Source organism: Streptomyces sp. NPDC016309 (assembly GCF_043077235.1).
In the GTDB taxonomy this organism is placed as follows: domain Bacteria; phylum Actinomycetota; class Actinomycetes; order Streptomycetales; family Streptomycetaceae; genus Streptomyces.
The window spans coordinates 35,104-57,279 of record NZ_JBIBSG010000021.1; the positions used below are offsets into that span (position 1 = coordinate 35,104).

Consider the following 22,176-nt stretch of genomic DNA (forward strand, 5'->3'; position numbering starts at 1 on the left):
GTGGAACGCATGGATGATGTAAGGCTCAGGCCCCCGCGCAATCGCGTCGAACGCAGGGCGATCGGCTGGTGGACGCTCCAGTCGTCGATGTTCGCCCTGCCCCTCCCGCTCGTCTTCGGCGTGCTGTACCTCTTCATCCCGCCCGCCAGGCCGTTCTTCGGCTGGGCCTTCCTGATCTCGCTCGTACCGGGCCTCGCCTACATGGCCGTCATGCCGATCTGGCGCTACCGGGTCCACCGCTGGGAAACCACCGACGAAGCCGTCTACGCGGCGTCCGGCTGGCTCTGGCAGCGCTGGCGGGTCGTCCCCCTGTCCCGCATCCAGACCGTCGACACCCTCCGCGGCCCCCTCCAGCAGCTCTTCGGCCTCTCCGGCATCACCGTCACCACCGCCTCCTCCTCCGGCGCCGTGAAGATCAAGGGCATCGACCACCGGACCGCGCAGGAAGTGGTCGAGCACCTCACCACCTCGACCCAGGCCACCCCCGGAGACGCGACATGAGCCACGACAGCACCACCGGAACGGCGCACACCGACGGTACGGTCCAGGCCGCCGCCGACCCCGGGTGGACCAAGCTCAGCCCCCGGCTGCTCCTTGTCAACCTCAGCATGCTCGCCGGTCCGCTCGCCCTGTTCGCCCTGACCGTCGCCCTCACCGGCGCCAACCTCCAGGCGCTCATCTCGCTCGGCTCCCTGGTGATCACCTTCCTGGTCATCACCGGCATCAGCACGATGCGCCTGCTCACCACCCGCTTCCGGGTCGCCGGCGACCGCCTCGAACTGCGCTCCGGGCTGCTCTTCCGCAGCCGCCGCTCCGTCCCCGTCGACCGGATCCGCAGCATCGACCTCGACGCCAAGCCGATGCACCGCCTCTTCGGCCTCACCTCGCTCCAGATCGGCACCGGCGAGCAGAGCTCCTCCTCCAGCCGCAAGCTGTCCCTCGACGGCATCACCAAGCAACACGCCCGCGAACTGCGCCGGCTCCTCCTCGACCGCCGCGGCAGCGCCCGCACCACCGGCCACGACGAGGACCTCACCATCGCCGAGATGGACTGGGCCTGGCTGCGGTACGCGCCGCTCACCGTCTGGGGCGTCGGCAGCGTCTTCATCGGCGTCGGCACCGCGTACCGCATCCTGCACGAGATGAAGGTCGACCCGCTCGAACTGGGCATCGTCAAGGACCTCGAGGAGCGCTTCGGCTCCGTGCCCCTGTGGTTCGGCATCCTCGTCGCCGTCGTCATCACCGCCGTCGCGGGTGTCGCGGTCTCCGTCGCCACCTTCGTGGACGCCTGGGCCAAGTACCGCCTGGAGCGCGAACAGGACGGTGTCTTCCGGGTACGCCGAGGGCTGGTCATCTCCCGCTCCGTCACCATCGAGGAGCGCAGGCTGCGCGGCGTCGAGGTCACCGAGCCGATGCTGCTGCGCTGGGCCGGCGGCGCCCGCCTGAACGCCATCGCCAGCGGCCTCGGCAACAGCGAGGAGAACCGCAGCCGCCGCTCCCTGACGCCACCGGTGCCCCGGGCGGAGGCCCTGCGGGTCGCCGCCGACGTCCTCGCCGAGGAGCGGTCCCCGACGGAGCTCGCCGACCTCGTCGCCCACCCGCGCGTCGCCCGCCGCCGCCGCGTCAACCGCGGCCTGCTGGTCCTCGGCGCCATCGTCGCCGTTCCGCTGGGCCTGGGCCTGTGGCTCACCCCCGTACTCGTCCACACCGCGTGGATCACGGCGCTCATCGGCCTGCCGGTCGTCATCGCCCTCGCCAACGACGCCTACCGCGCCCTCGGCCACGGCCTCCGCGACCGCTACCTCGTCGTCCGTGCCGGCACCTTCGCCCGCCGTACCGCCGCCCTTCAGCGCGACGGCGTCATCGGCTGGAACATCACCCGCTCCTACTTCCAGCGGCGCAACGGTCTGCTCACCATCGGCGCCACCACGGCGGCCGGCGACGGCGTGTACAAGATCCGGGACGTCCCGGTCGGCGCGGGCCTCGCCCTCGCCGAGGAAGCCGTGCCCAAGCTGCTCGCCCCCTTCATCGAGCGCGTGCCCCGCACCTGAGACCACCGGACCGCTCGCCCCGCTCCACCCCGCTCCACCCCGATCGACCCGCTCGAACCCCTCGAGCCCCGCTGCCCGGGACTCGAGGCCCCTGACCAACTGGCGATCCCCCGGGAGGTGGAGGGGTGGCAACCCCCGTGCCGCCCCTCCACCTCACCCCCCGGGCCGCCTCCCCGCATGCGCCGTACGTCCCGCGCGTCCCGCATGCACCTGACGCCGCAGGGGCCGTATCCGGAAATCACTCCCGGATACGGCCCCTGCCGCTCGTCCCGCCGGGTGCGGAGGTCGGGCGCCGGGTCCGAACCGGCGCCGTCCCGCCGGACCCCGAGCTCGTCCCGCCGGACCCCGAGCTCGTCCCGCCGGACCCCGAGCTCGTCCCGCCGGGCCCCGGGGGGCTCAGCCCGCCAGCTCCTCCAGCCTCGGCACCAGCGACGCGGGAGAGGGCATCGTCCCGATCTCCTCCCGCACCTCCCGCGCGACCGCCGACATCTTCTCGTCCGACAGCAGCCGGCCGAGGACCGCCGCGTCGAGGTCGTCCGCCGTGCCGAGCAGACCCGCCCCCCGGTCCCGTACCGCCTCCGCGTTGATCTGGCGGTCCGCGCCGTCCGGCAGGACAAGCTGCGGTACGCCCGCGTTCAGCGCGGCCAGCGTCGTGCCCGCGCCACCGTGGTGCACCGCCGCGTCACAGGTCTGGAGCAGCGCCGTCAGCGGCACCCAGCCCACCACCCGGACATTGTCCGGGAGTTCGCCGAGCGCCGCCGTGTCCACGTCGCCCAGCGCCAGCACGAACTCCGCGTCCACGGCCGAGGCCGCGGCCACCAGCCGCTGGACCGGGCCCAGGCCGTTCACGTGCACCGAAGCCGTGCCCAGCGTCACACCGATGCGGCGCCGCCCCGGCTCGTCCAGCAGCCAGTCCGGCAGCACGGCACCGCTGTTGTACGGGACCGGCCGCATCGACCAGCCGTCACGCTCGGCCTCCGCCATGCTCGGCGGCGCGATGTCGATCACCGGTACGTCGGCGGGCACCCCGGTGACGCCGTGCCGGGCCATCGTCTCGCCCAGCATCGACACCGTCAGCTCACGGAGCTGCGTACCGCGCGCGAAGCCGAAGTTGTGCTGCACGGCGGGAACACCGAGCCGCGCGGCGGCGATCAGACCGGACACGAAGATCTGCTCGAAGACGATCAGATCGGGCCGGAACGCGTCGGCGGTCCGCACGATGCCGTCCGCCAGGTGGTTGTTGAGGTGGGTGAACAGCCGCAGCCCGTCCATCGGATCGACACCGCCCGGCCCGCGCAGCCGCGCCATCAGCTCACCGGCCGTCGACTGGAGGAACCCCTCCAGCTCGAAGCCGGGGCAGACGTCCGCCACGTGCAGACCGGCGTTGGCGGCCTCCAGGGCGTCACCCGCGCTGGCGACCAGGACCTCGTGTCCGGCCGAGCGCAGCGCCCAGGCCAGCGGAATCGTGGGGAAGACATGGCCAATGGCCGGATACGAGACGAACAGCACGCGCATGGAAACGCGCTCCTCCCGGGTAGCTTTGAATAGTCCGGGCCGGAGATTCGACGATGGCAGAGTTCCGGTGATGGAATAACATCGCTACTCTTGCAATTACCAGCCCTATCGGCGCATCCTGATGCAGTGATGCGTGCCGAGTCAAGGCGCTTCCCGGAGCCCATGGTTAGGGGTCCGTAGGGGCTTGTTAGGGGTTTCTCGCCCTTCTCTCGCGTGCCAGAGTGTCCCCTGGTCTTGGATTCCTTATTCGGGGGTAATGGAGCGCGCGATGTTGAACGAGTCCGAGGATTTCACGCCCGAAATCAATGTCGCCCCCGAAACCGGTGAAACGCAGGACGGACGTGCCGAAGGGGTCCCGTCGTGGCGGGAGCGCCTGCTCGACCTCACCGAGACCGAGCAGCACGCCGCCCTGCTGGACTGGGTCACCACCCTCACCTCCGCCGCGCTGCGCGGCACGGCCCCCGCCGTCCTCGACCCCCACCGCCCCTTCCTCGACCTGGGCTTCGACTCGCTCGCCGCCGTCGACCTGCACGCCAGGCTCGTCGCCGGCACCGGCCTCCGCCTGCCGGTCACCCTCGCCTTCGACCACCCCACCCCCGCCCACCTGGCCCGGCACCTCCGCACCGCCCTCCTCGGCCTCACCGAGGACACCGGGACGCCCGTCACCGCCGCCGTCAGCAGCGACGAACCCATCGCCATCGTCGGCATCGGCTGCCGCTTCCCCGGCGGCGTCCATTCCCCCGAAGCGCTGTGGGACCTCGTCGAGACCGGCACCGACGCCATTTCCGCATTTCCGACCGGACGCGGCTGGGACCTCGACGCGCTGTACGACCCGGACCCCGACCGGGCCGGCACCAGCTACGCCCGCGAAGGCGGATTCCTCCACGACGCCGACCAATTCGACGCCGCGTTCTTCGGAATCTCCCCGCGCGAAGCCCTCGCCATGGACCCGCAGCAGCGCCTGCTCCTCGAAACGTCCTGGGAAGCTTTCGACCGCGGCGGCATCGACCCCGAAACGCTGCGCGGCGACCAGGTCGGCGTATTCGTCGGCGCGGAGACCCAGGAATACGGACCCCGCCTCCAGGACGCCACCGACGGTTTCGAGGGCTACCTCGTCACCGGCAACGCGGCCAGCGTCGCCTCGGGCCGTATCGCCTACACCTTCGGCTTCGAAGGACCGACGGTCACCGTCGACACCGCCTGCTCCTCCTCCCTCGCCGCCCTCCACCTCGCCGTCCAGGCACTGCGCACCGGCGAATGCTCCCTCGCGCTCGCGGGCGGCGCCGCCGTCATGGCGAGCCCCGGATCCTTCGTCTCCTTCAGCCGCCAGCGCGGCCTGGCCCCCGACGGCCGCTGCAAGCCCTTCGCCGCCGCCGCCGACGGTACGGCGTGGGGCGAGGGCGTCGGCATGCTGCTCGTCGAGCGGCTGTCCGACGCGCGCGCCAAGGGCCACCAGGTGCTGGCCGTCGTACGCGGCTCGGCCATCAACCAGGACGGCGCCAGCAACGGCCTCACCGCCCCCAGCGGCCCCTCCCAGCAGCGCGTCATCCGGCAGGCCCTCGCCAACGCCGGCCTGTCCGCCGCCGAGGTGGACGCGGTGGAGGCACACGGCACCGGCACCAAGCTGGGCGACCCGATCGAGGCCCAGGCGCTCCTGGCCACCTACGGGCAGCACCACACCGACGACCAGCCCCTGTGGCTCGGCTCCCTCAAGTCGAACATCGGCCACACCCAGGCCGCCGCCGGTGTCGCGGGCATCATCAAGATGATCATGGCCATGCGGCACGGTGTGCTGCCCCGCACCCTCCACGTCGACGAACCGACCCCGCACGTCGACTGGGAGGCCGGAGCGGTCTCCCTGCTCACGGACCCCGTCCCGTGGCCGAAGTCCGACCGCCCGCGCCGCGCCGGCGTCTCCTCCTTCGGCATGAGCGGCACCAACGCGCACGCCATCATCGAGGAACCGCCGGCAGCGGCGACCGCCGAGGAGCGGGGCGACGGCGCGCCGACGGCGGAGCACGAGGGCGTTGTGTCGTCCGGGGATCCCCAGGGCATTGCGTCGTCGGGAGAGCGCGAGGGCGTCGCGTCGCCGGCGAGTGACGAGGCCGGGACGCCGGGATCCCTCCCGGCCGGTGGCCCCCTGCCCTGGACCCTGTCCGCCAAGACCCCCGAGGCCCTCCGCGCGCAGGCGCGCAGGCTGAGCGACCACCTCCGGTCCCGGCCGGACGCCACACCCCTGGACGTGGGCCACTCCCTGGCGACCACCCGCGGCCGCTTCGAGCAGCGCGCCGTCGTGCTGGGCGACGACCGCGAGACGCTGCTCCGCGGACTGCACGCCCTCGCCGAGGGCGCCGACGCGTCCTCCGTGGTCCAGGGCGATCCCGCGCCGGGCAAGCTGGCGTTCCTCTTCACCGGCCAGGGCAGCCAGCGGCTGGGCATGGGACGCGAGCTGTACGACACGTACCCCGTCTTCGCCGACGCCCTCGACGACGCCTGCTGGTACCTGGACGACCAGCTCGAACTCCCGCTCCTCGACGTGCTCTTCGCGGACGAGGGCACGCCGGAGGCCGCGCTCCTCGACCAGACCGGCTACACCCAGCCGGCGTTGTTCGCGGTCGAGGTGGCGCTGTTCCGGCTGGTGGAGTCGTGGGGCGTGAAGCCCGACTTCGTGGCCGGGCATTCGATCGGTGAGATCGCGGCCGCGCACGTGGCGGGTGTGTTCTCGCTGGAGGACGCGTGCACGCTCGTTGCCGCGCGTGGCCGGTTGATGCAGGCGCTGCCTGCTGGTGGCGTGATGATCGCGGTGCAGGCGGCTGAGGACGAGGTCCTGCCGCTGCTGACCGAGCGGGTGAGCATCGCGGCGATCAACGGGCCGCAGTCGGTCGTCATCGCCGGTGACGAGGCCGATGCCGTAGCGGTTGCCGAGCACTTCGAGGAGCAGGGGCGTAAGACCAAGCGGCTGACCGTCAGCCACGCGTTCCACTCGCCCCACATGGACGGCATGCTGGAGGAGTTCCTCCGCGTCGCCCAGGTCCTGGACTACGGGACCCCCGGCATCCCGGTCGTCTCCCTCCTCACCGGCGGCACCGCCACCGCCGCCGAACTGGCCACCCCCGAGTACTGGGTGCGTCACGTCCGCGACGCCGTACGGTTCCTCGACGGCGTACGCACCCTTCGGGAACGCGGCGCCGGCACCTTCCTGGAGCTGGGCCCCGACGCCGTCCTGACCGCCATGGCGCAGGACTGCGTCGACCCCCAGGACCTCGCCTTCGCCCCCGCCCTCCGCTCCGGCCGGCCCGAGGCGGCCACCCTGCTCCACGCCGTCGCCCGCGCCCATGTGCGGGGCGCGCGGGTCGACTGGTCCGCGTTCTTCGCGGGCACGGGCGCCCGGCGGGTCGATCTGCCGACGTACGCCTTCCAGCGGCAGCGGTACTGGATGGACGCGCGGCCCGCCGCCGAGCCCCTGTCCGGCGCGGTGGGCCGCGCCGACGCGGCCGACACCGTCTTCTGGGACGCCGTCGAGCACGAGGACGTGGCCACCCTCGCCGCCGCCCTCGACCTGGACCTCGACGGGGAGCAGCCGCTCAGCGAGGTGGTACCGGCCCTGTCGGCGTGGCGTCGGCAGCGGCGGGTGCGGTCGGAGGTGGACGGCTGGCGTTACCGGGTGTCGTGGAAGCCGTTGGCGGAGTCGTCGTCGGGTGCGCGGTTGTCCGGGTCGTGGCTGGTCGTGCTGCCTGCCGGTGCCGAGGACCACGCTGTGGTGCGTGGTCTGGCCGAGCGGGGCGCCGATGTTCAGCTCGTGCGCGTCGAGGCTGGTGTTGACCGGGCCGGGCTGGCGGAGTTGCTGGTGGACGCGGCTGCGTGTGCCGGTGTGGTGTCGCTGTTGGCGTTGGACGAGGCTGCTGGGCTTGTTGCGACGGTCGGTCTGGTGCAGGCGCTGGGTGATGCCGGTGTCGATGCTCCGTTGTGGTGTGTGACGCGTGGTGCGGTGTCGGTGGGTCGTTCGGACCGGCTGGCGTCGGTGGCGCAGGCGCAGGTGTGGGGTCTGGGGCGGGTTGCCGCGCTGGAGGTTCCGCAGCGTTGGGGCGGGCTGGTCGATCTGCCGGAGGTTCTGGACGAGCGGGCGTTGTCCCGTTTCGTGGGTGTTCTGGCGGCTGCTGGTTCTGGTGAGGACCAGGTGGCGGTGCGGTCTTCGGGTGTCTTCGGGCGTCGGTTGGTGCGTGCGGCCGGTGCGGAGGGCACGGACTGGGTGCCGAGTGGCACGGTTCTGGTGACCGGTGGCACGGGTGCGCTGGGTGGCCGGGTCGCGCGGTGGCTGGCTGGGGCGGGCGCTGAGCGGTTGGTGTTGTCCAGCCGTCGGGGCCTGGATGCTCCGGGTGCTGCTGAGCTGGTGGACGAGTTGTCGGCTCTGGGCGTGGATGTTTCGGTGGTGGCGTGTGACGCTGCTGACCGTGAGGCGCTGCGGGCGCTGCTCGCTGCTGAGGCGGAGTCGCTGACCGCTGTCATCCACACCGCCGGTGTTCTGGACGATGGTGTGCTGGATGCTCTGACGCCGGAGCGTGTGGATGGTGTTCTGCGGGCGAAGGCGGTGTCCGCACGGAACCTGCACGAGCTGACGGTCGAGCTGGGCATCGACCTTGCGGCGTTCGTGCTGTTCTCGTCCATCAGTGGTTCTGTAGGTGCCGCTGGGCAGGCCAACTACGCCGCCGCGAACGCCTATCTGGACGCGCTCGCCGAGCAGCGTCGTGCCGACGGCCTCGCCGCTACGTCTCTTGCGTGGGGTCCGTGGGCCGAGGGCGGCATGGCCGCCGACGAGGCGATGGACGCGCGGATGCGCCGCGAGGGCCTGCCGCCCATGGCACCCGATACGGCGATCACCGCACTGGCACAGGCCGTGGGTGCGGCGGACGCGGCCCTCACCGTCGCCGACGTCGACTGGGAGCGCTTCGCCTCCGTCCTCGCGGCGGTCCGCCCCAACCCGCTGATCAGCGACTTCACCGCCGTCGCGGAGGGCCCGGCCGCCGTCACCGGCCACGGGGCCGTGGTCACGGGCGCCGATGTCGCGGGAACGGTGCTCGGGCGACTGGCGGGCATGACCCCGGCCGAGCAGGGGCGGGAGCTGCTCACGCTGGTCCGGACGCAGGTCGCCGCCGTGCTCGGGCACGATGGTTCGGACGCCGTCCGTGCGGAACGGGCGTTCAAGGAGCTGGGCTTCGATTCGCTGACCGCCGTCGAGCTGCGCAACCGGCTCGGCGCCGTGACCGGCGTGACGCTGCCGGCGACCCTGGTCTACGACTACCCCACCTCCGCCGCCCTCGCGGAGTACCTGCGGGGCGAACTGGCGGGCAGCACCGCCCCCGTCGCCGACCCGCACCTGCCCTCCGTGGTCGCCGCCGACGACGACCCCATCGCGATCGTGGCCATGAGCTGCCGCTTCCCCGGCGGCGTACGCACCCCGGAAGAGCTGTGGCGGCTCCTCACCGACGGCACCGACGCGATCGCCGAGTTCCCGGCCGACCGTGGGTGGGACCTGGACCGGCTCTACAGCGCGGACCCGGCACGGCCGGGCACGTCGTACACGCCTGAAGGCGGCTTCCTCTACGACGTCGCCGATTTCGACGCCGACTTCTTCGGGATCTCGCCGCGCGAGGCGCTGGCGATGGACCCGCAGCAGCGGCTGCTGCTGGAAACCTCCTGGGAGGCCTTCGAGCGGGCGGGTATCGACCCGTCGTCGCTGCGGGGCAGCCAGGCCGGTGTCTTCGTCGGCACCAACGGCCAGGACTACCTGTCCCTCGTCGCCCGTGAGGCCGAAGGCCTGGAGGGGCACGTCGGCACGGGCAACGCGGCGAGCGTGGTCTCGGGCCGGTTGTCGTACGTGTTCGGCCTCGAAGGCCCGGCGATCACGGTCGACACGGCCTGCTCGTCGTCGCTGGTCGCCCTCCACCTCGCCGTGCAGGCGCTGCGGCAGGGCGAGTGCACGATCGCGCTGGCCGGTGGCGTGACGGTGATGTCGACCCCGGACGCCTTCGTGGACTTCAGTCGCCAGCGTGGTCTGGCGGAGGACGGCCGCATCAAGGCGTTCGCCGCCGGCGCCGACGGTACGGGGTGGGGCGAGGGCGTCGGCATGCTGCTCGTCGAGCGGCTGTCCGACGCGCGCGCCAAGGGCCACCCGGTCCTCGCGGTCGTGCGGGGCTCGTCGATCAACCAGGACGGTGCGAGCAACGGCCTGACCGCCCCCAATGGGCCTTCCCAGCAGCGCGTCATCCGTGCCGCCCTCGCGAGCGCCGGTCTGTCGGCGGCGGACGTGGACGCCGTGGAAGCGCACGGTACGGGCACGACGCTGGGCGACCCCATCGAGGCGCAGGCGCTGCTGGCCACCTACGGCCAGGACCGGCCGGAGGACCGGCCGCTGTGGCTCGGCTCCGTGAAGTCGAACATCGGGCACACCCAGGCCGCCGCAGGTGTCGCGGGCGTCATCAAGATGGTGCTGGCCATGCGGCACGGGGTGCTGCCGAAGACGCTGCACGTCGACGAGCCGACCCCGCACGTCGACTGGACGGCCGGCGACCTCGCCCTGCTGACCGAACAGACGGAGTGGCCGGAGACGGGCCGCCCCCGCCGGGCCGGCGTCTCCTCCTTCGGCCTGAGCGGCACCAACGCCCACACGATCATCGAAGAGGCGCCGGCCACCCCCGCCGACGAGTCGGCAGCCGACGGCCCGGCAGCCGTCGAGGGGCCCCTCGCGCCGGTCCCGCCGGTGCTCCCGCTCGTCCTGTCCGCCAAGAACCCCACGGGACTGCGCGCCCAGGCCGACCAACTGGCCTCCTACGTAGCCGCTGACCCTGCCGTCCCCTTGGGCGACGTCGCCTACTCGCTCACGACCGGGCGGGCCGCCCTGGAGGAGCGCGCCGTACTCGTCGGCGGCGTCGAGGACCGCGAGGGCCTCACCGCCGGCCTGCGGAGCCTCGCGGCGGGCGAGCACGTACCCGGCCTCGTGCGGGGCACGGTCGGCGAGGGCGGTCTGGCGTTCCTGTTCACGGGGCAGGGCAGTCAGCGGCTGGGCATGGGGCGTGAGCTGTACGAGACCTACCCGGTCTTCGCGGACGCGCTGGACGCGGTCTGCGCGCGGCTCGACCTCGACCTGCCACTGAAGGACGTCCTGTTCGGGTCCGACGAGCTCGTCCTGGACCGTACGGAGTTCACGCAGCCGGCGTTGTTCGCGGTGGAGGTGGCGCTGTTCCGGCTGTTGGAGTCGTGGGGCGTGAAGCCCGACTTCGTGGCCGGGCATTCGATCGGTGAGATCGCGGCCGCGCATGTGGCCGGGGTCCTGTCCCTGGAGGATGCCTGCACGCTGGTGGCGGCTCGTGGTCGTCTGATGCAGGCGCTGCCGACCGGTGGCGTGATGATCGCGTTCCAGGCGTCGGAGGACGAGGTTCTTCCGCTGCTGACCGAGCGGGTGAGCATCGCGGCGATCAATGGTCCGCAGTCGGTCGTGGTCGCTGGTGATGAGGACGCGGCCGTCGCTATCGCCGGACACTTCGAGAAGCTGGGTCGTAAGACCAAGCGGCTGAGCGTGAGCCATGCGTTCCACTCGCCGCACATGGACGGCATGCTGGCCGACTTCCGGGCCGTTGCGGAGGGGATCTCGTACGAGACTTCGCGTATCCCGGTCGTGTCGAACCTGACCGGTGCGGTCGTTGCCGACGGTGAGATGGGCTCGGCGGACTTCTGGGTACGGCACGTCCGGGACGCGGTGCGGTTCCTGGACGGTGTCCGTGCGCTGGAGGCGGCCGGGGTCACGACGTACCTCGAACTCGGGCCGGACGGTGTGCTGTCCGCGCTCGCCCAGGATTGCCTGGCGGATGGGGTGGACGCGGTCTTCGCGCCCGTCCTGCGCGGTGGGCGGCCCGAGGCGGAGGCCGTCAACACCGCGCTGGCCCAGGCCTACGTCCGGGGCGTGGCCGTCGACTGGGAGGCGTACTTCGCCGGCACCGGTGTTGTCCGGCGGGTCGACCTGCCCACGTATGCCTTCCAGCGCCGGCGCTACTGGCCGGAGGCTTCGCTGACCGGTGGCCTGCCGGTCGGCGGGAGCGCCGACGCGGTGGACGCGCGGTTCTGGGAGACCGTCGAGAGTGGGGACGTCGAGTCCCTCGCCGCCATGCTCGGCCTCGATGACGCCAGCGCGTGGGGCAGCGTCGTCCCCGCTCTCTCCGCCTGGCGCCGACAGAGCCATGAGCAGGCGCTGGTGGACGGCTGGCGTTACCGGGTGACGTGGAAGCCGGTGACGGCCGCGGTGTCCTCCGGAACGTCCGTCAGCGGTACGTGGCTCGTCGTGGTGCCGGCCGGGTACGCGGACGACGCCGTGGCGGAAGCCGTGGTGCGTGGTCTGTCCGGGCGGGGCGCCGAGGTCCGGTGCGTCAGCGTTGAGGCTGGTGCGGATCGTGGTGCGGTGGCGGAGCTGCTGGCCGGGGTGGGTTCTCCGGTTGGTGTGGTGTCGCTGTTGGCGTTGGACGAGGCTGTTGGGCTTGTTGCGACGGTTGGTCTGGTGCAGGCGCTGGGTGATGCCGGTGTCGATGCTCCGTTGTGGTGTGTGACGCGTGGTGCGGTGTCGGTGGGTCGTTCGGACCGGCTGGCGTCGGTGGCGCAGGCGCAGGTGTGGGGTCTGGGGCGGGTTGCCGCGCTGGAGGTTCCGCAGCGTTGGGGCGGGCTGGTCGATCTGCCGGAGGTGCTGGACGAGCGGGCTCTTTCCCGTTTCGTGGGTGTTCTGGCGGCTGCTGGTTCTGGTGAGGACCAGGTGGCGGTGCGGTCTTCGGGTGTCTTCGGGCGTCGGTTGGTGCGTGCGGCCGGTGCGGGGGGCACGGACTGGGTGCCCAGCGGCACCGTTTTGGTGACCGGTGGCACGGGTGCGCTGGGTGGCCGGGTCGCGCGGTGGCTTGCTGGGGCGGGCGCTGAGCGGTTGGTGTTGTCCAGCCGTCGGGGCCTGGATGCTCCGGGTGCTGCTGAGCTGGTGGACGAGTTGTCGGCTCTGGGCGTGGATGTTTCGGTGGTGGCGTGTGACGCTGCTGACCGTGAGGCGCTGCGGGCGCTGCTCGCTGCTGAGGCGGAGTCGCTGACCGCTGTCATCCACACGGCGGGTGTGCTCGATGACGGTGTGCTGGATGCTCTGACGCCGGAGCGTGTGGACGGTGTTCTGCGCGCGAAGGCGGTGTCCGCACGGAACCTGCACGAGCTGACGGTCGAGCTGGGTATCGACCTCGCGGCGTTCGTGCTGTTCTCGTCGATGAGTGGTTCGGTGGGTGCCGCTGGGCAGGGCAACTACGCGGCTGCGAACGCCTATCTGGATGCGTTGGCCGAGCAGCGTCGTGCCGACGGTCTTGCTGCCACGTCTCTTGCGTGGGGTCCGTGGGCCGAGGGCGGCATGGCCGCCGACGCGGAGCTCGACGCCCGGATGCGGCGGGACGGCGTACCGCCGATGGACGCGGACCGGGCGATACGGGCCCTCCGGCAGTCGGTCCTGGCCGACGACGCCGTGCTCACCGTGGCCGACGTGGAGTGGGACACCTTCCTCCCGGGCTTCGCCGCCGCCCGCCCCAGCCGGCTGTTCAGCGAGGTGCACGAGGTCCGCGCGGCCCGGGCCCGCCGGGAAGCGGCTCCCGAGGCCGAGCGCCCGTACTCCCTCTCCGGCAGGCTGGCCGCGCTCGCCCCGGCCGAGCAGGAACGAGAGCTGCTGAACCTCGTCCGTACGCACGTCGCCGCCGTGCTGGGCCACGGCGGATCCGAGGCGGTCGGCGCGGAACGGGCGTTCAAGGAGCTGGGCTTCGATTCGCTGACCGCCGTCGAGCTGCGCAACCGCCTGGGCGCGGCCACCGAGCTGACGCTCCCGGCCACGCTCGTCTACGACTACCCCACCTCCGCCGCCCTCGCGGACTACCTGCGGGGTGAACTGGTCGGCAGCGTGCGGGTCGCCGACACCGTGTTGCCGGCCGTGGCCGTGACCGATGACGACCCGATCGCGATCGTGGCGATGAGCTGCCGCTTCCCCGGCGGGGTCCGTAGCCCCGAGGACTTGTGGCGACTGGTCGCCAACGGTACGGACGCCGTCGGCCCCTTCCCCGCCGACCGCGGGTGGGATTTGGACCGGCTGTACAGCCCCGACCCGGATCGGCCGGGCACCTCGTACACCCGTGAAGGCGGTTTCTTCGACGGGGCGGCCGACTTCGACCCGGCGTTCTTCGGGATCTCGCCGCGCGAGGCGCTGGCGATGGACCCGCAGCAGCGGCTGCTGCTGGAGACGTCGTGGGAGGCGTTCGAACGGGCGGGTATCGATCCGTCGTCGCTGCGGGGCAGCCAGGCAGGTGTGTTCGTCGGCACCAATGGGCAGGACTACCTCTCGCTCATCAGCCGTGAACCGGACGGCGTCGAAGGCCACGTGGGTACGGGCAACGCGGGCAGCGTCATGTCCGGCCGCGTCTCCTACGCCCTGGGCCTGGAGGGTCCGGCGGTCACCGTCGACACCGCCTGCTCGTCGTCGCTGGTCGCCCTGCACTGGGCCATCCAGGCCCTGCGGAACGGCGAGTGCACGATGGCCCTCGCGGGCGGTGTGACGGTGATGTCGACGCCCGAGAACTTCGTGGACTTCAGCCGCCAGCGGGGTCTGGCGGAGGATGGCCGTATCAAGGCGTTCGCGGCCGCCGCGGACGGTACGGGCTGGGGTGAGGGCGTCGGCATGCTGCTCGTGGAGCGGCTGTCGGACGCCCGCAAGAACGGGCACCCGGTGCTGGCCGTGGTCCGTGGCTCGGCGGTCAACCAGGATGGTGCCAGCAATGGCCTCACCGCCCCCAACGGCCCCTCGCAGCAGCGCGTGATTCGCGCCGCCCTGGCGAGCGCGGGCCTGTCGGCCGCCGATGTCGACGCCGTCGAGGCGCACGGCACCGGCACCAAGCTCGGTGACCCGATCGAGGCGCAGGCGCTGCTGGCCACCTACGGTCAGGACCGGCCGGAGGGCCGGCCGCTGCTGCTGGGCTCCGTGAAGTCGAACATCGGGCACACCCAGGCCGCCGCCGGTGTCGCGGGCTTGATGAAGATGGTGCTGGCGATGCAGCACGGAGTGCTCCCACAGACCCTCCACGTGGACGAGCCGACCCCGCACGTCGACTGGACGGCCGGGGACATCGCCCTGCTGACCGAGCGGACGGCCTGGCCGGAGACCGGCCGCCCCCGCCGCGCGGGCGTCTCGTCCTTCGGGATCAGCGGAACGAACGCCCACACGATCATCGAGCAGGCCCCGGAGCCCGTATCGGCCGAGTCCGCCGAGCCGGCGGGGTCGGCGGGGTCGGCCGGGTCGGCCGGTACGGCGCCGGCCGTGGTGCCGGCCGCGGCGTTCCCGCTGCCGTACGTCCTCTCCGCGAAGGGCTCCGAGGCGCTGCGCGGCCAGGCCGACGCCCTGCGGGCGCACCTGGAAGCCGTCGGGAACGACAGCCCGACTGCCGTCGACCTGGCCTTCTCGCTGGCCACGGCTCGCGCGCACCTCAGCCACCGCGCCGTACTCGCCACGGACGACCGGCAGGAACTCCTCGCTGGGCTGACGCGGCTGGCCGACGGCGAGTCGTCACCCCGGATCGTCACCGGAGCGGCCGGCGAAGGCCTCACCGCGTTCCTGTTCACGGGGCAGGGCAGCCAGCGGCTGGGTATGGGGCGCGAGCTGTACGACACGTACCCCGTGTTCGCCGACGCGCTGGACGCGGTCCGCGCCCACATGGACCTGCCCCTGCTGGATGTGCTCTTCGGGTCGGACGCGGCTGCTCTTGACCGGACGGAGTTCACCCAACCCGCGCTGTTCGCGGTCGAGGTGGCGCTGTTCCGGCTCGTCGAGAGCTGGGGCGTGAAGCCCGACTGCGTGGCCGGGCATTCGATCGGTGAGATCGCGGCCGCTCATGTGGCGGGTGTCTTCTCGCTGGAGGACGCGTGCACGTTGGTGGCTGCGCGTGGGCGGTTGATGCAGGCGCTGCCGACCGGTGGCGTGATGATCGCGGTCCAGGCCTCGGAGGACGAGGTCCTGCCGCTGCTGACCGACCAGGTGAGCATCGCGGCGATCAATGGCCCCCAGTCGGTCGTCATCGCTGGTGACGAGGACGTGGCCGTCGCCATCGCCGGGTCCTTCCAGCAGCAGGGTCGTAAGACCAAACGCCTGACTGTCAGCCATGCGTTCCACTCGCCGCACATGGACGGCATGCTGGAGGACTTCCGTACGGTCGCGGAGTCGATCTCGTACGAGACCCCGCGTATCGCCGTCGTCTCGAATCTGACCGGTGCGGTCGTTGCCGACGACGAGATGGGCTCGGCGGACTTCTGGGTGCGGCATGTCCGCGAGGCCGTCCGCTTCCTGGACGGGGTGCGGGCGCTGGAGGCGGCCGGGGTCACGACGTACCTCGAACTCGGCCCGGACGGGATCCTGTCGGCCCTGGCCCAGGACTGCCTGACCGGTGAAGCGGACGCGACCTTTGCGCCCGTCCTGCGCGGTGGCCGGCCCGAGGCGGAGACCGTCAACACCGCGCTCGCCCAGGCCTACGTCCGGGGTGTGGCCGTCGACTGGAACACGTACTTCGCCGGTACGGGCGCCCGGCGGGTCGACCTGCCCACGTACGCCTTCCAGCGGCAGCGCTACTGGCCCGGTGCGGCCGCCTTCACCACCGGTGACCCGGGGGCGATCGGGCTCGGCGACGCCGGGCACCCGCTGCTGGGCGCGACGGTGGCGCTCGCCGACTCCGAAGGGATGCTCTTCGCCGGCCGGCTCTCTCTCGACACCCACCCGTGGCTGGCCGACCACGCGATCCTCGGCAGCGTCCTGCTCCCCGGCACCGCCTTCGTCGACCTGGCGATCCGGGCCGGCGACCAGGTCGGGTGCGACACGGTGGAGGAGCTGACGCTCGAAGCGCCGCTGGTCGTCCCCGCGCGGGGCGGCGTCCAGCTCCAGCTCGTGGTCGAGGCGCCGAGCGGCCTCGGACAGCGGCCGTTCAGCGTGCACTCCCGGCGCCAGGACGCCCTCGCGGAGGAGCCGTGGACGCGGCACGCCTCCGGTGTGCTGGTGACCACCGGTGCGGTACGGGCTGCTGCCGACGCCGACGGGGAGTTCGCGGACCTGGCCGCGTGGCCGCCCGCCGGTGCCGTACCGGTGGACGTGCGGGGGCTGTACGAGGAGCTGGCCGAGGGCGGGGTGGCGTACGGACCGCTGTTCCAGGGGCTCAAGGGGGCCTGGCGGCGCGACGGTGAACTCTTCACCGAGGTCGCCCTCCCGGACGACAGCCGGCGCGAGGCGGCCCGGTTCGGGCTGCACCCCGCCCTGCTGGACGCCGGTCTGCACGCCATCGGCCTCGGCGGGACCGACCACGGCACGACCGAGGCCGGGGCCGGCGCCCTGCTGCCCTTCTCCTGGGCCGGCGTCTCGCTGCACGCGACGGGTGCCTCCGCACTTCGCATGCGGCTCACGCCGCACCACCCGGACGACCCGCACACCCTGTCGCTGCTCGTGGCCGACGAGACCGGACGCCCGGTCGCGTCCGTGGAGTCGCTGACGCTCCGTACCGCGTCGGCCGATCAGGTACGCGCGGCCGACGGCGGCCATCTGGAGTCGCTGTTCCGCGTCGAGTGGGTGCCCTCGGCGCCCGTCGCTTCGCCGCGCGGCGACGCCACCGGCCTTCGCTGGGCCGTGCTGGGCCGCGACGCACTGGGCCTGGGGGCCTGGGGCGGCGCCCACGTGACGGAGTACGCCGACGCCGACGCCCTGAGCGAGGCTCTGGCGGCGGGCGAACCGGTACCGGACGCCGTGTTCGTGACCTCGGTGGCCACCGACACCGACACCGACAGCCCCGGAGCCCCCGGCGCCCCCACGCAGGGGGACGACACGGCGGCCTCCGTCCACGCGGCCGTCACCGACGCGCTGTCCACCGTTCAGGAGTGGCTGGCGAACGAGCGCTTCGCCGGTACCCGGCTCGTATGGCTGACCTCCGGCGCCGTGGCCACCGAGCCCGGTGCGGGAGTCCGGGACCTGGCGGGCGCCGCCGTCCGCGGCCTGCTGCGCTCGGCGCAGTCGGAGAACCCCGGGCAGCTGCTGATGCTCGACGTCGACGGCGACGCCGCCTCGCTCGCGATGGTGCCGGCCGCCCTGACCTCGGGCGAACCGGAGCTGGCCGTCAGGGGCGGGGAACTCAGCGCCCCGCGCCTCATGCGCGTGCCGTCGGCGGAGGCGGCCGGCGCGGGCGAGGCCTCCACCGGCCCCGACCACCGTGGCGACCTCGACTCCACGGGCGCCTTCGGCGACCCCACCGGCACCGTGCTGGTGACCGGCGCCACCGGCACCCTCGGTCGGCTGTTCGCCCGTCACCTGGTGACCGCCCACGGCGTCACGAGGCTGCTGCTCACCAGCCGCCGGGGCCCCGACGCCCACGGTGCCGACGAACTGCTGGCCGAGCTGGCGCAATTGGGCGCCCATGCCGACCTCGTCGCCTGCGACACCGCCGACCGGGACGCGCTCGCCACCCTCCTCGCGGCCGTACCCGCCGAGCACCCGCTGACCGCCGTGGTGCACACGGCCGGCGTGCTGGACGACGGCGTGCTCGCCTCGCTCACCCCCGAGCGGGTCTCCGCCGTGCTGCGCCCGAAGGTGGACGCGGCCTGGCACCTGCACGAGCTGACCCGGGACCTCGACCTCTCCGCCTTCGTCCTCTTCTCGGGCGCGGCCGCCGCGTTCGGTGCGGCCGGGCAGGCGAACTACGCGGCGGCCAACGCGTTCCTCGAAGCGCTCGCCGAGCACCGCCGGGCGGCCGGCCTGCCGGCCACCTCGCTCGCCTGGGGCCTGTGGGCCCCGCAGTCGGGCGGCATGGCGCAGCGGCTCGACGACGTCGACCTGCGGCGCATCGCCCGTGACGGCGTCGGCGCCCTCTCCGCCGACGAGGGCCTGGCCCTCTTCGACACCGCCATGACGGTGGACGCGGCGGTCCTGCTGCCGATGCGGCTCGACCTCGCCGTGGTGCGGGCCCAGTCCGTCTCCACGGGCGAGACCGCGGCGCTGCTGCGCTCCCTCGTCCGGGTGCCGTCGCGGCGCGCCGTCGAGCGGCGCACGGCGGGTGACGGCGGCGGTTCCCCGCTGACCGCCCGGCTGCTGGCCCTCCCGGCCGCCGAGCGCGAAGGCCTGCTGCTGGACCTGGTGTGCGGCCGGGTCGCCGCGGTCCTCGGGCACGCGGACGGCCGGGCGGTCGACGCGGACCGCGCGTTCAAGGAGCTCGGCTTCGACTCCCTGACCGCCGTGGAACTCCGTAACGTCCTCAAGACCGAGACCGGCCTCCGGCTCTCACCGACCCTCGTCTTCGACTACCCCACACCGCTCGCCCTCGCCCGGCACCTGCTGGACGAACTGTCCGAGGGCACCCCCGAACTGTCGGGTGCGGGCGCGCACGAGGACGCCGCACGCGGGCAGCGCACGCCCGCACGGCCCGCCGCCGCCACGGCCGCGACGGACGACGACCCGATCGTCATCGTCGGCATGGCCTGCCGCTTCCCCGGTGGCGTACGGTCGCCGGAGGAGCTGTGGCAGCTCGTCGCCACCGGCGGCGACGGCATCACCGCGTTCCCGTCCGACCGGGGCTGGAACGTGGAGTCCCTCTACCACCCCGACCCCGACCACGCCGGCACGTCGTACACCCGCGAGGGCGGCTTCCTCCACGACGTGGCGGACTTCGACCCGGCGTTCTTCGGGATCTCGCCGCGCGAGGCGCTGGCGATGGACCCGCAGCAGCGGCTGCTGCTGGAGACGTCGTGGGAGGCGTTCGAGCGGGCGGGCATCGACCCGGCGACCCTGCGCGGCAGCCGTACCGGCGTCTTCGCCGGCGTCATGTACCACGATTACGCGTCCGGCGTCGGCATCGGCACCGGCGACGGGGCCAACGGTCCCGCCCTGCCCGAGGGCGTCGAGGGCTACCTCGGCACGGGCAACGCCGGCAGCATCGCCTCCGGCCGCATCGCCTACACCTTCGGCCTCGAAGGCCCGGCGGTCACCGTCGACACCGCCTGCTCGTCGTCGCTGGTCGCCCTGCACTGGGCGATCCAGGCCCTGCGGCAGGGTGAGTGCACGATGGCCCTGGCCGGCGGTGTCGCGGTCATGGCGACCCCCGAGACCTTCGTCGACTTCAGCCGCCAGCGCGGTCTCTCGGTCGACGGCCGCTGCAAGTCCTTCGCGGCCGCCGCGGACGGTACGGGATGGGCCGAGGGCGCGGGCATGCTCCTGGTCGAGCGCCTGTCCGACGCACGCGCCAACGGCCACCCGGTGCTGGCGGTCGTCCGCGGCTCCGCGATCAACCAGGACGGCGCCAGCAACGGGCTCACGGCCCCCAACGGTCCGTCGCAGCAGCGTGTGATCCGCGCCGCCCTGGAGAGCGCCGGTCTGTCGGCCGCCGACGTGGACGCGGTCGAGGCGCACGGCACCGGCACCAGGCTCGGTGACCCGATCGAGGCGCAGGCGCTGCTGGCCACGTACGGCCGGGAGAAGTCGGCGGACCAGCCGCTGTGGCTCGGCTCCATCAAGTCGAACATCGGCCACACCCAGGCCGCCGCCGGTGTCGCGGGCGTCATCAAAATGGTCATGGCGATGCGCCACGGCGTGCTCCCGCAGACCCTCCACGTCGACGAGCCGTCCCCCCAGGTCGACTGGGAGGCCGGGGAAGTGTCCCTGCTGACCCGGTCGGTGGACTGGCCGGAGACGGGCCGCCCGCGCCGTGCGGGCGTGTCGTCCTTCGGCATCAGCGGGACGAACGTCCACACGATCATCGAGCAGGCTCCTGTTGTGGAGGAGTCGGTGGAGGTGGCGGGGGCTGTTGTGGCGCCTGTTGCTTCGGTGGCGGTGACGCCGTGGGTGCTGTCGGCGAAGGGCGGGGAGGCGCTGCGTGAGCAGGCCCGTCGTCTGCTCGCTCGTGTCGAGCAGGACTCTGCGTTGCGTCCGGTGGACGTCGGTCTGTCGTTGGCGGTGGGTCGTGCGGCGTTCGAGGAACGGGCGGTGGTGTTCGGGGCCGATCGTGAGGGTCTGCTGGCGGGGCTGACGGCCGTGTCGGAGGGTTCGTCGTCGGCGGGTGTGGTGACCGGTTCGCCGGTGGCGGGCAAGGTGGCGTTCCTGTTCACGGGGCAGGGCAGCCAGCGGCTGGGTATGGGCCGGGAGCTGTACGAGGCGTTCCCGGTGTTCGCTGAGGCGCTGGACGCGGTGTGCGCCCACATGGACCTGCCGCTGAAGGACGTGCTGTTCGGCGCGGACGCGGCTGCTCTTGACCGCACGGAGTTCACCCAGCCGGCGTTGTTCGCGGTGGAGGTGGCGCTGTTCCGGCTGGTGGAGTCGTGGGGCGTGAAGCCCGACTTGGTGGCCGGGCATTCGATCGGTGAGATCGCGGCCGCGCACGTGGCGGGTGTGTTCTCGCTGGAGGATGCGTGTGCGCTGGTGGCTGCGCGTGGTCGTCTGATGCAGGCGCTGCCTGCTGGTGGCGTGATGATCGCGGTGCAGGCGTCGGAGGACGAGGTCCTTCCGCTGCTGACGGACCGGGTGAGCATCGCGGCGATCAACGGTCCGCAGTCGGTCGTGGTCGCCGGTGATGAGGACGCGGCCGTCGCCATTGCCGGGTCCTTCGAGGAGCAGGGTCGTAAGACCAAGCGGCTGAGCGTGAGCCACGCGTTCCACTCGCCGCACATGGACGGCATGCTGGACGACTTCCGTACGGTCGCGGAGTCGATCTCGTACGAGGCTCCGCGTATCCCGGTCGTGTCGAACCTGACCGGTGCGGTCGTTGCCGACGGTGAGATGGGTTCGGCGGACTTCTGGGTGCGTCATGTCCGGGACGCGGTGCGGTTCCTGGACGGCGTGCGTGCTCTGGAGGCGGCCGGGGTCACGACGTACCTCGAACTCGGGCCTGACGGGATCCTGTCCGCGCTCGCCCAGGAGTGCCTGGTCGGTGACGCGGACGCGGTCTTCGTGCCCGCGCTGCGCTCCGGCCGGTCCGAGGCGGAGACCGTCACGGCCGTTCTCGCCCAGGCCCACGTGCGGGGTGTCGCCGTCGACTGGGACGCGTACTTCGCCGGTACGGGCGCCCGGCGCGTCGACCTGCCCACGTACGCCTTCCAGCGGCAGCGCTACTGGCTCCAGATTCCCGGCCTGGTGCGGAACGGTGTCACCGACGAGGTGGACGCTCGCTTCTGGGACGCCGTCGAGCGCGGAGACCTGGAGTCGCTGGCCGCCACCATGGACGTCGACGACCAGGACGCGTGGGGCAGTGTGCTGCCGGCGTTGTCGGCGTGGCGTCGGCAGCGGCGGGTGTGGTCGGAGGTGGATGGCTGGCGTTACCGGGTGTCGTGGAAGCCGTTGGCGGATGTGTCGTCGGGTGCGCGGTTGTCCGGGTTGTGGCTGGTCGTGGTGCCTGCCGGGTTGGATGACGACGCTGTGGTGCGTGGTCTGTCCGGGCGGGGCGCCGATGTTCAGCTCGTGCGCGTTGAGGCTGACGTTGACCGGGCCGGGCTGGCGGAGTTGCTGGCCGGGGTGGGTTCTCCGGTTGGTGTGGTGTCGCTGTTGGCGTTGGGCGAG

4 protein-coding genes are annotated in these 22,176 nt (G+C 72.6%); 3 read left to right on the forward strand and 1 reads right to left on the reverse strand.

Going from position 1 to position 22,176, the window contains the following annotated elements; all coding sequences use genetic code 11:
* The first annotated feature begins 9 nt into the window (after positions 1-9).
* Positions 10-501: a PH domain-containing protein gene (locus ACF068_RS31670; protein WP_392277762.1), complete on the forward strand. Its 492-nt coding sequence runs from the start codon at positions 10-12 to the stop codon at positions 499-501.
* Positions 498-2,051 carry a PH domain-containing protein gene (locus tag ACF068_RS31675; protein ID WP_392277763.1) on the forward strand — a complete coding sequence of 518 codons (1,554 nt, stop codon included), beginning with the start codon at positions 498-500 and terminating at the stop codon, positions 2,049-2,051. Before ACF068_RS31670 ends, ACF068_RS31675 begins: the two co-directional genes overlap by 4 nt.
* 396 nt (positions 2,052-2,447) lie before the next feature.
* Here the strand turns inward: ACF068_RS31675 and ACF068_RS31680 are convergent, their stop codons facing one another.
* Positions 2,448-3,566, reverse strand: a complete 1,119-nt coding sequence (locus ACF068_RS31680; protein WP_392277764.1) for a nucleotide disphospho-sugar-binding domain-containing protein — start codon at positions 3,564-3,566, stop codon at positions 2,448-2,450.
* A 268-nt stretch (positions 3,567-3,834) separates the two neighbouring features.
* Here ACF068_RS31680 and ACF068_RS31685 point away from each other — a divergent pair.
* The coding region (locus tag ACF068_RS31685) for a type I polyketide synthase (protein WP_392277765.1) at positions 3,835-22,176 on the forward strand (18,342 nt) is incomplete at its 3' end.